Raw genomic sequence first — 12508 nt, 5'->3', positions numbered from 1 at the left:
TTCAGTTCCCGTAAACCGGATAAGCGCAGCGCCATCCGGCAAAAAATTACAGATTCTCGCCGTTGCTGGCAATCACCGCTTTATACCACTCAAAACTTTTCTTACGCGATCGCGACATATCGCCGGTGCCGTCGTCGTGTTTGTTCACGTAGATAAAACCGTAGCGTTTGCTGTACTGGCCGGTGGTGAACGAGACGCAGTCGATGCAGCCCCACGGCGTGTAGCCCATCAGATCTACGCCGTCATACGTTACCGCTTTCATCATCTCTTCGACGTGGGCGCGCAGATAGTCGATGCGGTAGTCATCGTGGATGCTGCCGTCTTCTTCCACTTTGTCGTAAGCGCCAAATCCGTTTTCAACGATAAACAACGGCTTCTGATAACGCTCGTACAGTTCGCATAAGGCGTAACGCAGGCCGACCGGATCAATCTGCCAGCCCCAGTCGGATGCTTTGACGTGCGGGTTCGGCACGCTGCCCTCAAAACCGGAAATTGCATCGCCGCTACCACCTTCCGCTTTTACCGCGTTGGTCATGTAGTAGCTAAATCCGAGATAGTCGCAGGTACCTTCACGCAGGATTTGTTCATCGCCAGCTTCCATTCGAATATTGAATTCGCGGCGCTCCCACTCGTTCAGTACATAAGATGGATAGTAGCCGCGCAGTTGAACGTCGGTGAATACATAGCGTTCACGCATCGATTCCTGCGCGAACATCACATCTTCAGGCTTACAGGAGTACGGGTATAGCGGGACCATTGCCAGCATGCAGCCGACTTTCATTTCAGGGTTGATGCGACGTGCGGCTTTCACCGCCAGAGCGCTGGCCACGAACTGGTGGTGCAGCACCTGGTACATAGTCTCTTCCGGGTTTTCATGCTCGGTATACACCACGCCGGAGCAGCAATAGCCAAACAGCGGTGCACGCCAGTTACGCTGGTTGTTGATCTCGTTGAAGGTCATCCAGTATTTGACCTTGTGCTTGTAGCGCTCAAAGACCACTTCAGCAAAACGGACAAAGAAATCAACGACTTTACGATTGGTCCAGCTACCGTACTGTTGAACCAGGTGTAGCGGCATTTCGAAGTGGGAAAGGGTGATGACCGGTTCGATATTGTACTTCAGCAGTTCATCAAACATGTCGTCGTAGAATTTTAGCCCTTCTTCGTTTGGCTGGGTTTCGTCCCCTTTGGGGAAGATACGGGTCCAGGCAATTGACGTACGGAAGCATTTGAAGCCCATCTCGGCAAACAGCTTAATGTCTTCTTTGTAATGTCCGTAAAAATCGACGGCTTCGTGGTTGGGGTAGTACTTACCTGGCACGACGTCCTGAGTGATTTCTCGCGGAACGCCGTGTGCCCCCCCGGTCAGTACGTCGCAAATGCTGGGCCCTTTGCCACCTTTATTCCAGCCGCCTTCAACCTGATGCGCCGCAACCGCGCCGCCCCATAAAAAATCGTTTGGTAAGGTAAGTTTTTTCATCTGCGCTCAGTCTCAAATTAATACAATCTGATTTTGAGTCTAACAAAGGAAAGATAAATGTCACGATATAACAAAATAGCGTTAATGTGATTTGTTACATCAAAAAAACATATTGTTTTTTTTACGCTATTCTTTTCGCCAGCTTGCGACCGAGTGATTCCAGAATATAAATAACGGGGATCTGCGTGGTTATATCGTATACCCCGGCAATGCGTGTCTGTGGAACGTGCCAGGAGAGATTAAAGTCGGCAAGTTTCGCGAGGCGCGAATGTTCATGGCTGGTGACCGACAGAACCTTACAGTTATGCAGACTGAACTGGCTGGCAAAGCGTAGGATCTCTTCGGTTTCTCCAGAAACGGAAAGCACGATCGCCAGCGCGTTTCTGGCCATATCATTAGTTACCGGGAAATAAGGGTCATCGATGTGGTTACTGAATTTTCCGACGTTTGAGAAAAAACGTGCGCCATATTTTGCCAGAGCTCCGGATGTTCCCGCCCCGACGAATATAATACGCTCGGAAGATAATATAATATCAACAGCCTGATCGAGTAATTTGTCGAACTCGTCGTTATTGACGCCTTTAAAGAAGCTGATAATTTCGCTGGCACCGAAATTAGCCTGTTGCGGTTCATTCTGCTCTAAATATAATTTGAAGCGTACGCGAAATTCTGAGTAACCTTCACACTTAAGCTTGCGGCAAAAGCGCAGTACGGTGGTGGTGGAAACGCCCACGGCATCCGCCAGTTCACGAATGGTCATGTACATGACTTTGTCACGGTTTTTGATGACATAGTTGTAGACCAGCATCTCAAGATTGTTGAGACTGGCGATGGCAGCGTGGGAGAACATACTCACAATGGCAAAACTCACTCATCAGACTTCATCTACAGGGAATAATAACATGCAGCCAAATGACATCACTTTTTTTCAGCGTTTCCAGGATGACATTCTGGCCGGACGCAAAACCATTACGATTCGTGACGAGTCCGAATCACACTTCAAAGCCGGTGACATTCTACGGGTTGGGCGCTTCGAAGATGAGGGGTACTTCTGCACGATTGAGGTTGTTGGCACCTCAACCGTCACGCTGGATACGCTGACGGAGAAACATGCTCGCCAGGAAAACATGACGCTAGAAGAACTTAAACACGTGATTGCCGAGATTTACCCGGATCAAACACAATTTTATGTGATTGATTTTAAATGCCTTTGATTTTAAAGGTACGCCTGTTAGCTGAATATTAAAATATAACATCATGATTTTTATGGATTATTATTTAGTTGGCAAATATTTTAGCTAACAGGTGTTCACTGGAACCATTCTCAGTTACGCTAGAGGAGCAATCACGATAGTGTTCGTTTCTCGGGAGTAAAATATGGTTCAGAAGCCATTAATTGCGCAGGGATATTCGCTGGCAGAGGAAATAGCCAATAGCATCAGTCACGGTATCGGGCTGGTGTTTGGGATTGTCGGACTGGTATTGTTGCTGGTTCAGGCAGTGGATACCAACGCCAGCGCCGTGGCGATAACCAGCTATAGCCTGTATGGCGGCAGCATGATCCTGCTGTTCCTCGCCTCAACTTTATATCACGCGATCCCCCATCAAAGAGCAAAAGTCTGGCTGAAAAAGTTCGACCACTGCGCGATTTATCTGCTGATTGCCGGGACCTACACGCCATTTCTGCTGGTGGGGCTGGATTCGCCGCTGGCACGTGGACTGATGATTGTTATCTGGAGCCTGGCGCTGCTCGGTATTTTATTCAAACTGACCATTGCGCACCGGTTTAAGGTTCTGTCGCTGGTAACCTACCTGGCGATGGGCTGGCTATCGCTGATTGTGGTGTATCAACTGGCGGTTAAGCTGGCGGTGGGGGGGGTGACGTTGCTGGCAGTTGGTGGTGTGGTGTATTCGCTGGGCGTTATTTTCTACGTCTGTAAGCGCATTCCATACAACCACGCGATCTGGCACGGCTTTGTGCTGGGTGGCAGCGTTTGCCATTTCCTGGCGATCTACCTGTACGTGGGGCAGGCGTAATTATTATTACCCAGCGGTGCTGTGCTTACCGGGTCTTTAAAACTCGTGACCCGGTAAGATAAAGTCACCACCCGGCGATTTACTCTTCCAGCGAATACGGCAGCGGTACGATATGCAGCGTTTTCGCGTCGTCACGAACGCGGAACACGCTGTCGGCTTCCATGTCGTTATTCATCACAACCTGCACCAGTACCTGTCCATCCGCCAGTTGCACCGCGGCGAGTACGGTGCCGGTACGACGCCAGTTCTCGCCCATTTTCAGCTCCAGGTCTTCACCTGCTTCCGGTACCCGACTGGCCGCACCTGCCAGCGTCCACATGGCACGTTTGTTGGCTCCGCGGAATTTTGCGCGAGCAACCATTTCCTGACCGGTATAACAGCCTTTTTTAAAGCTGATCCCGCCCAGAGCCTGCAGATTGGTGGCTTGCGGAATAAACTGCGCGCTGTTGGCAGTATCAATCACCGGAATACCTGCTTCGATATCCAGCGCCAGCCACTGTTGGCTGTTATTTAACTCCGCTTCACCGCGCAGCTTCTCTACCAGGGTTTCCGCCGTTGCAACATCAACGATCAGCAGGAAACGCTCAGCGGGATGTTCGAACCACAATATGGTGGAAGAACCTTCAGTAATGACCTGCTTATCGCTGTTTGGTAATTCGCTAAAGAGATTGGCTAGCGCAGCACGCGCCTGGAATCCCGCGACGCCCAGCAGTACGCGCTCGTCGTCCGGGGCAATCGCCACTTTCGAGAAGACCGCATATTTTTTCAGTTCGGTGAGCTGCGCATCGCGCAGATTACGGCGCTCAAGCCATGCAAAACCGTCACCCTGGCGGAACAGACGCAGGGGGCTCCACATTTTACCTTTGGCGTCACAATGTGCTGCCAACACGTGCTGATGCTCGGTCATCCGGCTGACATCCGCTGTGACCTGACCCTGAATATACTTCTCACTGTCGACACCGGTGATGGTGGCGAGCGCCCATTCATCGAGCGTCATTAGCGTCAGAGGCAAGCGCGTTGACGCGAAAGGCTGGCGAGGAGGAAAAGATATAAAAGCCATAATTAATGTCCTGATTTGCTTAACGCAGTGATAATGACTAATGGTAAAAGAGCTATGGCCCATTGCAAGCGGTTTAAACAGGCTATTTGTGCCATATATTAAGCTTTGCGAGGAGACATCCAAAAATGCTGAATCCTTTGACTTAATGTGGTTTTATTTAGCGAGCACGCTTCCGTTTACTGATATTCCCGTAAATATGAGGGAAAAACACGTTACAATAGCGGGATACTTCGTTTTCGCGAGACAGGAAGAAGAACATGGATATTAACAACAAAGCACGTATTCATTGGGCATGCCGTCGCGGTATGCGTGAGCTGGACATCTCGATCATGCCGTTTTTCGAACATGAATATGACAGCTTAAGTGACGAAGAAAAACGTATCTTTATCCGTCTGCTAGAATGTGATGATCCAGACTTATTTAACTGGTTGATGAATCATGGGAAACCGGCTGATGCTCAGCTAGAGCAGATGGTGCGACTTATCCAGACACGGAATCGGGAACGTGGTCCAGTGGCAATCTGATTTACGCGTTTCATGGCGCGCGCAATGGCTTTCGTTGCTCATTCATGGGCTGGTCGCGGTATTTATTTTATTGATGCCCTGGCCATTGAGCTACACCCCATTATGGCTGGTTCTGCTCTCTCTGGTGGTGTTCGATAGCGTCCGTAGCCAGCGCCGAATCAATGCCTGTCAGGGCGAGATTCGGCTGTTGATGGACGGTCGTCTGCGCTGGCAAGGGCAAGAGTGGACTATTGCTAGCGCACCCTGGATGGTCAAAACAGGCATGATGCTGCGTTTACGTTCCGATGCCGGAAAACGTCAGCATTTGTGGCTGGCGGCAGACAGTATGGATGACGCGGAGTGGCGGGATTTGCGGCGGTTAATACTGCAACAGGCGAAGCAGGGATAATGCTGATGAATGCCTGATGGCGTGCAGCGTTAAGGTCTACGGTTCGGTGCGGCATGTAGGCCGGATATGGCGTTTACGCCTACATCCGGCAAAATGGTTATCAGGACCAGTGTTCGGCCATTTCACCAAGGATTTGCTCGCACCAGGCCTGAATGCGTTCATCGCTGAGATCGTACTGGTTGGTTTCATCCAGTGCCAGGCCAACAAACAGCTGTCCATCGGCAATGACGGGCTTATCGCTGGTAAATTCATACCCTTCGGTTGGCCAGTAACCAACAAATTTTACGCCTTTGGTGACCAGTTTATCGTGCAGCATACCCAGCGCATCCAGGAACCATTCGCCGTATCCCAACTGATCGCCCATACCGTAAAGCGCAACAATTTTGCCTTCCAGGTTGAGGTCGTCCAGTTGCTCCCAGACCGCTTCCCAGTCCTCTTGGATTTCACCGAAATCCCAGGTTGGGATGCCTAAAATGAGCACGTCATACTGCTCCATTAAGGTCGGGGAATCATCTTTGAGGTTGTGCAGTGTCACCAGTTCGGGACCCAGGATATCGCGGATTTTTTCTGCTGCCATTTCGGTATAGCAGGTGCTGGAACCGTAAAAAAGACCCATGTTCATGACGTAAACATCTCAATTCTGCTGTAGCGTTGCGGGTAGTGTAACAGAATCGCCGCATTCTCGGCACAATGAGGCATAATGCATCAAAAATGAGAGTGAAATAAGGGGCGCGAGTGGAACAGGATCTGGCGCGCATCGAGCAGTTTCTTGATGCCCTGTGGCTGGAACGAAATCTGGCGGAAAACACGCTAAGTGCGTATCGTCGCGATCTGACCATGCTTGTTGAATGGCTACATCACCGCGGCGCCTCGCTTGCGACCGCGCAGAGTGATGACCTGCAAGCATTGTTGGCTGAGCGGATGGATGGGGGATATAAAGCCACCAGTTCCGCACGCTTGCTCAGTGCAATGCGGCGTTTTTTTCAGCATCTGTACCGTGAAAAATATCGCGAAGATGACCCCAGCGCCTCGCTTGCATCACCTAAACTTCCGCAGCGTCTGCCCAAAGATCTCAGCGAAGCACAGGTCGAACGACTTCTGCAGGCGCCGCTGATAGAACAACCGCTGGAACTTCGCGACAAAGCCATGCTGGAAGTATTGTATGCCACAGGCCTGCGCGTGTCTGAACTGGTGGGGCTGACGATGAGTGACGTCAGCCTGCGTCAGGGCGTGGTTCGGGTGATCGGTAAAGGTAATAAAGAGCGCCTTGTCCCGTTAGGTGAGGAGGCGGTGTACTGGCTGGAAACGTACCTGGAGCATGGGCGTCCGTGGTTGCTCAACGGTGTATCAATAGATGTGCTGTTTCCCAGCCAGCGGGCGCAACAGATGACTCGCCAAACCTTTTGGCATCGTATCAAACACTATGCTGTGTTGGCTGGAATCGACAGCGAAAAGCTGTCCCCGCACGTCCTGCGGCATGCGTTTGCCACGCATCTGCTCAACCATGGCGCTGATCTGCGCGTGGTGCAGATGCTACTGGGGCATAGCGACCTCTCGACAACGCAGATTTATACTCATGTCGCAACGGAGCGCTTGCGGCAACTACATCAACAGCATCACCCGCGAGCGTGAGTGCTGACAGGAAAGGATAGGTTATGAAAAAACGTTTTATGATGTTCACCCTGCTGGCGACGGCGTTTTCCGGCATGGTACATGCAGACGATGCGGCGATTCGCCAGTCATTAGCGAAGCTGGGTGTTAAGAGTACCGAGATTCAGTCTGCTCCGGTTGCGGGCATGAAAACTGTACTGACCAATAGCGGCGTGTTGTACGTTACCGAAGACGGTAAACATATTATTCAGGGACCGATGTATGACGTGAGCGGTGCAAGCCCGGTAAACGTTACCAACCAACTGCTGATGAAGCATTTGAACGCGCTGGAAAACGAGATGATCGTCTACAAAGCGCCGCAGGAAAAACACGTCATTACCGTTTTCACCGACATCACCTGTGGCTACTGCCACAAGCTGCATGAAGAGATGAAAGACTACAATGCGTTAGGGATCACCGTACGCTATCTGGCCTTCCCTCGTCAGGGACTGGAAAGCCAGGCCGAGCAGGACATGAAATCTATCTGGTGTGCGAAGGACAAAAACAAAGCCTTTGACGACGCCATGGCTGGCAAAGATGTGAAGCCTGCGACCTGCAATGTGGACATCGCTAACCACTACGCGCTGGGCGTACAGTTTGGCGTCAGCGGTACGCCGGCGATTGTGCTGAGCAATGGCTATGTAGTGCCTGGCTATCAGAGCCCGAAAGAGATGAAAGAATTCCTCGACGCACATGCAAAACAAACCAGCGGTAAATAATTCGCGTGAAACAACAGATACAACTTCGTCGGCGTGAAGCCGACGAGACCGCCGAGCTACCTGCCGACTTGCCGCCATTGCTGCGCCGTTTATACGCCAGCCGCGGTGTGCGCAGCGCGCAGGAGCTTGAGCGTAGTGTGAAAGGCATGCTGCCGTGGCAGCATTTGAACGGTGTCGAAAAAGCGGTTGAAATCCTCTATAACGCTTTTCGCGAAGGAACCCGAATCATCGTGGTCGGCGATTTTGACGCCGATGGCGCGACCAGCACCGCGCTCAGCATTCTGGCGATGCGCGCGTTGGGCTGCAGTAACGTGGACTACCTGGTGCCTAATCGTTTTGAAGACGGTTATGGCTTAAGCCCGGAAGTTGTTGATCAGGCCCATGCCCGGGGCGCTCAGCTGATTGTCACCGTCGACAACGGCATCTCGTCCCACGCGGGTGTTGAACATGCCAGAACGCTGGGGATCCCGGTCGTTGTGACCGATCACCATCTGCCAGGGGACACGCTGCCGGGTGCTGAAGCGATCATCAATCCTAACCTGCACGATTGTGAATTCCCGTCTAAATCGCTTGCTGGCGTTGGCGTGGCCTTCTATCTGATGCTGGCGCTGCGCACCTTCCTGCGTGACAAAGGCTGGTTTGATGAACGAGGAATTGCGCCGCCGAACCTGGCGGATTTGCTCGATCTGGTTGCGCTTGGCACGGTGGCCGACGTGGTCCCGCTGGATGCCAATAACCGCATTCTGACGTGGCAAGGCTTAAGCCGTATTCGTGCCGGAAAGTGCCGCCCTGGTATAAAAGCGCTGCTGGAGATTTCCAATCGCGACCCACTCAAATTGGCTGCCAGTGATTTAGGTTTTGCTCTCGGACCACGGCTGAATGCAGCGGGGCGTCTGGACGATATGTCCGTTGGCGTGGCGCTGTTGCTGTGCGACAACATTGGTGAAGCACGCGTGCTGGCCAATGAGCTGGACGCACTCAACCAGACGCGTAAAGAGATCGAGCAGGGTATGCAGGCGGAAGCGCTGACTCTGTGTGAAAAGCTGGAACGCAGTAGCGATACGCTACCAGGCGGTCTGGCGATGTACCATCCCGAGTGGCATCAAGGAGTGGTGGGGATTCTGGCATCGCGTATTAAAGAGCGCTTTCACCGTCCGGTAATTGCGTTTGCCCCGGCCGGTGACGGTACGCTGAAAGGCTCCGGGCGCTCGATTCAGGGGCTACACATGCGCGATGCGCTGGAGCGCCTGGACACTCTTCATCCAGGTATGATCCTCAAGTTTGGCGGTCACGCTATGGCGGCGGGTTTGTCGCTGGAAGAGGCGCAGTTTGAGCGTTTCCAGCAGCGTTTCGGCGAACTGGTAACCGAGTGGCTGGACCCCGCCTTACTGCAGGGCGAAGTGGTGTCTGACGGTGCTCTGAGCGCGGCGGAGATGACCATGGAGGTCGCGCAAATGCTGCGTGATGCCGGACCGTGGGGACAAATGTTCCCGGAACCACTGTTTGACGGGCATTTCCGTCTGCTCCAGCAGCGTCTGGTCGGTGAGCGTCATCTGAAGGTGATGGTGGAGCCCGTCGGTGGTGGACCGTTGCTGGACGGTATTGCGTTTAACGTTGATACCACCTGCTGGCCGGATAACGGTGTTCGCGAAGTTCAGCTTGCCTACAAACTGGATATTAATGAGTTTCGCGGCAACCGCAGCCTGCAGATTATAATCGATAATATCTGGCCACTTTAGCGTCACTTTACACAAAATCATTCAAGCTGCATCGAGGCGGCAAGTGGATGAGTCTCCATAAGCGTACGAGCAGTACGTGACTGGGGCGAAATCGCGCAGCCAACAAAGAGGCAGCTTGAAGGATGATGTGTATATTCGCTATAAAAAAGGGTGTGGATTAGTTACAATCCCGCTCTTATAACCGCATTTTGACTAGTCCAATAAAAGAAATCAGACAATGTTTGAAATTAATCCGGTAAATAACCGCATTCAGGACCTCACGGAGCGCTCTAACGTTCTTAGGGGGTATCTTTGACTATGATGCCAAGAAAGAGCGTCTGGAAGAAGTAAACGCCGAGCTGGAACAGCCGGACGTATGGAACGAACCCGAACGCGCGCAGGCGCTGGGTAAAGAGCGTTCCTCCCTTGAGGCCATCGTTGATACGCTCGATCAGATGAGCCAGGGCCTGGAAGATGTCTCCGGCCTGCTGGAACTGGCTGTAGAAGCCGACGACGAAGAAACCTTTAACGAAGCCGTAGCAGAACTTGATACGCTGGAAGATAAGCTGGCCCAGCTGGAATTTCGTCGTATGTTCTCCGGTGAATATGATAGCGCAGATTGCTATCTCGATATTCAGGCTGGCTCAGGCGGTACGGAAGCACAGGACTGGGCAAGCATGCTGATGCGTATGTACCTGCGTTGGGCTGAAGCGCGTGGCTTTAAGACTGAAATTATTGAAGAATCTGAAGGTGAAGTGGCGGGTATTAAATCCGTGACCATCAGAATTGCTGGCGAATATGCTTACGGTTGGCTGCGTACTGAAACCGGTGTACATCGCCTGGTGCGTAAAAGCCCGTTCGACTCCGGCGGTCGTCGCCATACGTCGTTCAGCTCTGCGTTTGTCTACCCGGAAGTTGACGATGATATTGATATCGATATCAACCCGGCGGACCTGCGTATTGACGTTTACCGCGCTTCTGGTGCGGGCGGTCAGCACGTTAACCGTACCGAATCTGCGGTGCGTATCACCCACATCCCGACTGGGATTGTGACGCAGTGTCAGAACGACCGTTCCCAGCACAAGAACAAAGACCAGGCCATGAAGCAGATGAAAGCGAAGCTTTATGAACTGGAAATGCAGAAGAAGAATGCCGAGAAACAGGCGATGGAAGATACCAAATCAGATATCGGCTGGGGTAGCCAGATTCGTTCTTATGTCCTTGATGACTCCCGCATCAAAGATCTGCGTACCGGGGTTGAAACCCGCAACACGCAGGCGGTGCTGGATGGCAGCCTGGATCAATTTATCGAAGCAAGTTTGAAAGCAGGGTTATGAGGAACCAACATGTCTGAACAACACGTACAGGGCGCTGACGCGGTAGCCGACCTTAACAATGAACTGAAAACGCGCCGTGAGAAGCTGGCGAGCCTGCGCGAGCAGGGGATCCCCTTCCCGAACGATTTCCGTCGCGATCATACCTCAGACCAACTGCATGCTGACTTCGACGCAAAAGAAAACGAAGAGCTGGAAGCGCTGAACATTGAGGTTTCCGTTGCTGGCCGTATGATGACCCGCCGTATTATGGGTAAAGCATCATTCGTTACGCTGCAGGATGTTGGCGGCCGCATTCAGCTGTACGTTGCTCGCGACGATCTGCCGGAAGGCGTCTACAACGAGCAGTTCAAAAAATGGGATCTGGGCGATATCCTCGGCGCGAAAGGTAAGTTGTTCAAGACCAAGACCGGTGAGCTGTCTATCCACTGTACCGAGCTGCGTCTGCTGACGAAAGCGTTGCGCCCATTGCCGGATAAATTCCACGGTCTGCAGGATCAGGAAGCGCGCTATCGTCAACGCTACCTGGACCTCATCTCTAACGATGAATCCCGCAATACCTTTAAAGTGCGTTCACAGATTATGGCTGGTATCCGCCAGTTCATGGTTGGTCGTGGCTTTATGGAAGTAGAAACCCCGATGATGCAGGTGATCCCAGGCGGGGCAGCAGCGCGTCCGTTTATCACCCATCATAACGCGCTGGATCTGGACATGTACCTGCGTATCGCGCCGGAACTGTACCTCAAGCGCCTGGTGGTTGGCGGCTTCGAACGCGTATTCGAAATTAACCGTAACTTCCGTAACGAAGGCATCTCTGTTCGCCATAATCCAGAGTTCACCATGATGGAACTCTACATGGCTTATGCGGACTACAAAGATCTGATCGAACTGACCGAATCGCTATTCCGTACGCTGGCGCAGAACGTTCTGGGAACGACTGAAGTGCCTTACGGCGAAGAAGTCTTTGACTTTGGTAAGCCGTTCGAAAAACTGACGATGCGCGAAGCGATTCAGAAATACCGTCCGGAAACCAACATGGCCGATCTGGATAACTTCGATTCTGCAAAAGCGATTGCGGAATCTATCGGCATCAAAGTTGAGAAGAGCTGGGGTCTGGGCCGTATCGTGACCGAAATCTTTGAAGAAGTTGCAGAAGCGCACCTGATTCAACCGACCTTCATTACCGAGTACCCGGCAGAAGTTTCTCCGCTGGCGCGTCGTAATGATGAAAATCCGGAAATCACCGATCGCTTCGAATTCTTCATTGGCGGACGTGAAATCGGTAACGGCTTCAGCGAGCTGAACGATGCAGAAGATCAGGCGCAGCGTTTCCAGGATCAGGTTAACGCCAAAGATGCAGGTGACGACGAAGCGATGTTCTACGACGAAGACTATGTTACCGCTCTGGAACACGGTCTGCCGCCGACTGCGGGCCTGGGCATTGGTATCGACCGTATGGTTATGCTGTTCACAAACAGCCATACTATCCGCGACGTAATCCTGTTCCCGGCAATGCGCCCGGTTAAGTAAGATGTGAAATGCCGGATGGCGGCTGATGCCTTATCAGGCCTACGATGCGTTATGTAGGCTTGATGGGC

Annotated in this window: 13 protein-coding genes; 9 read left to right on the top strand and 4 right to left on the bottom strand. The window is 52.2% G+C overall.

What is annotated here, in order from left to right; genetic code table 11:
• Positions 1-46 precede the first annotated feature (46 nt).
• Positions 47-1480, bottom strand: coding sequence for a 6-phospho-beta-glucosidase BglA (gene bglA / locus HV334_RS19960; protein ID WP_016154353.1), 1434 nt, complete (start codon positions 1478-1480; stop codon positions 47-49).
• A 121-nt stretch (positions 1481-1601) separates the two neighbouring features.
• Positions 1602-2330, bottom strand: a complete 729-nt coding sequence (locus HV334_RS19955) for a MurR/RpiR family transcriptional regulator (protein ID WP_003838265.1) — start codon at positions 2328-2330, stop codon at positions 1602-1604.
• Between the two features lie 52 nt (positions 2331-2382).
• On the opposite strand from HV334_RS19955, the gene yqfB reads away from it, so the two are divergent.
• Positions 2383-2694 (top strand): N(4)-acetylcytidine aminohydrolase, encoded by a 312-nt coding sequence (yqfB, locus tag HV334_RS19950; protein WP_016154352.1) that lies wholly within the window; start codon positions 2383-2385, stop codon positions 2692-2694.
• Between the two features lie 163 nt (positions 2695-2857).
• Positions 2858-3517 (top strand): hemolysin III family protein, encoded by a 660-nt coding sequence (locus tag HV334_RS19945; RefSeq protein WP_153690042.1) that lies wholly within the window; start codon positions 2858-2860, stop codon positions 3515-3517.
• 79 nt (positions 3518-3596) lie between these two features.
• Here the strand turns inward: HV334_RS19945 and ygfZ are convergent, their stop codons facing one another.
• The gene (gene ygfZ, locus HV334_RS19940) at positions 3597-4577 is read right to left on the bottom strand and encodes a tRNA-modifying protein YgfZ (RefSeq protein WP_181220817.1); all 981 of its coding nucleotides are present in this window, start codon (positions 4575-4577) and stop codon (positions 3597-3599) included.
• Between the two features lie 257 nt (positions 4578-4834).
• Here ygfZ and sdhE point away from each other — a divergent pair, with 257 nt between their 5' ends.
• Both sdhE and HV334_RS19930 read left to right on the top strand, forming a co-directional pair.
• Positions 4835-5101, top strand: coding sequence for an FAD assembly factor SdhE (gene sdhE, locus HV334_RS19935; protein ID WP_016154349.1), 267 nt, complete (start codon positions 4835-4837; stop codon positions 5099-5101).
• Entirely contained in the window at positions 5082-5489 is a 408-nt protein-coding gene (locus HV334_RS19930; RefSeq protein WP_016154348.1) for a protein YgfX, read from the top strand. The genes sdhE and HV334_RS19930 overlap by 20 nt, the downstream gene beginning before the upstream one ends.
• Positions 5490-5589: 100 nt before the next feature.
• On the opposite strand, the gene fldB is transcribed toward HV334_RS19930, so the two are convergent.
• On the bottom strand, positions 5590-6111 hold the full coding sequence (fldB, locus tag HV334_RS19925) for a flavodoxin FldB (protein ID WP_016154347.1): 522 nt from the start codon (positions 6109-6111) through the stop codon (positions 5590-5592).
• A 113-nt stretch (positions 6112-6224) separates the two neighbouring features.
• Between fldB and xerD the strand changes: the two genes are divergently transcribed.
• The 5 genes from xerD to lysS all read left to right on the top strand — a co-directional run bounded on the left by xerD (position 6225) and on the right by lysS (position 12440).
• A complete protein-coding gene (xerD, locus tag HV334_RS19920; protein WP_016154346.1) occupies positions 6225-7121 on the top strand; it encodes a site-specific tyrosine recombinase XerD in 897 nt (298 codons plus the stop codon).
• A gap of 23 nt (positions 7122-7144) precedes the next feature.
• Positions 7145-7858 (top strand): bifunctional protein-disulfide isomerase/oxidoreductase DsbC, encoded by a 714-nt coding sequence (gene dsbC / locus HV334_RS19915; RefSeq protein WP_103766660.1) that lies wholly within the window; start codon positions 7145-7147, stop codon positions 7856-7858.
• Positions 7859-7863: 5 nt separating this feature from the next.
• Positions 7864-9597 (top strand): single-stranded-DNA-specific exonuclease RecJ, encoded by a 1734-nt coding sequence (gene recJ / locus HV334_RS19910; RefSeq protein ID WP_016157413.1) that lies wholly within the window; start codon positions 7864-7866, stop codon positions 9595-9597.
• A 217-nt stretch (positions 9598-9814) separates the two neighbouring features.
• A protein-coding gene (prfB, locus tag HV334_RS19905) for a peptide chain release factor 2 (RefSeq protein WP_100250065.1) occupies positions 9815-10913 on the top strand; the annotation gives its coding sequence in 2 pieces (ribosomal slippage) (positions 9815-9889 and positions 9891-10913; 1098 coding nt in all).
• Between the two features lie 9 nt (positions 10914-10922).
• Positions 10923-12440, top strand: a complete 1518-nt coding sequence (gene lysS, locus HV334_RS19900) for a lysine--tRNA ligase (protein WP_005123357.1) — start codon at positions 10923-10925, stop codon at positions 12438-12440.
• The last annotated feature ends 68 nt before the right edge of the window (positions 12441-12508 follow it).

The organism is Citrobacter sp. RHBSTW-00944, assembly GCF_013615435.1.
Classification (GTDB): Bacteria; Pseudomonadota; Gammaproteobacteria; order Enterobacterales; family Enterobacteriaceae; genus Citrobacter; species Citrobacter braakii.
Note: the sequence above shows the minus strand (reverse complement) of the source record. Positions and strands in the feature narration are given on the sequence as shown.

What these genes read in the sequence shown, in the direction of transcription:
- bglA (WP_016154353.1), bottom strand. Translation starts at nt 1,480, where the DNA reads ATGAAAAAACTTACCTTACCAAACGATTTTTTATGGGGCGGCGCGGTT.
- HV334_RS19955 (WP_003838265.1), bottom strand. Translation starts at nt 2,330, where the DNA reads ATGTTCTCCCACGCTGCCATCGCCAGTCTCAACAATCTTGAGATGCTG.
- yqfB (WP_016154352.1), top strand. Translation starts at nt 2,383, where the DNA reads ATGCAGCCAAATGACATCACTTTTTTTCAGCGTTTCCAGGATGACATT.
- HV334_RS19945 (WP_153690042.1), top strand. Translation starts at nt 2,858, where the DNA reads ATGGTTCAGAAGCCATTAATTGCGCAGGGATATTCGCTGGCAGAGGAA.
- ygfZ (WP_181220817.1), bottom strand. Translation starts at nt 4,577, where the DNA reads ATGGCTTTTATATCTTTTCCTCCTCGCCAGCCTTTCGCGTCAACGCGC.
- sdhE (WP_016154349.1), top strand. Translation starts at nt 4,835, where the DNA reads ATGGATATTAACAACAAAGCACGTATTCATTGGGCATGCCGTCGCGGT.
- fldB (WP_016154347.1), bottom strand. Translation starts at nt 6,111, where the DNA reads ATGAACATGGGTCTTTTTTACGGTTCCAGCACCTGCTATACCGAAATG.
- dsbC (WP_103766660.1), top strand. Translation starts at nt 7,145, where the DNA reads ATGAAAAAACGTTTTATGATGTTCACCCTGCTGGCGACGGCGTTTTCC.
- lysS (WP_005123357.1), top strand. Translation starts at nt 10,923, where the DNA reads ATGTCTGAACAACACGTACAGGGCGCTGACGCGGTAGCCGACCTTAAC.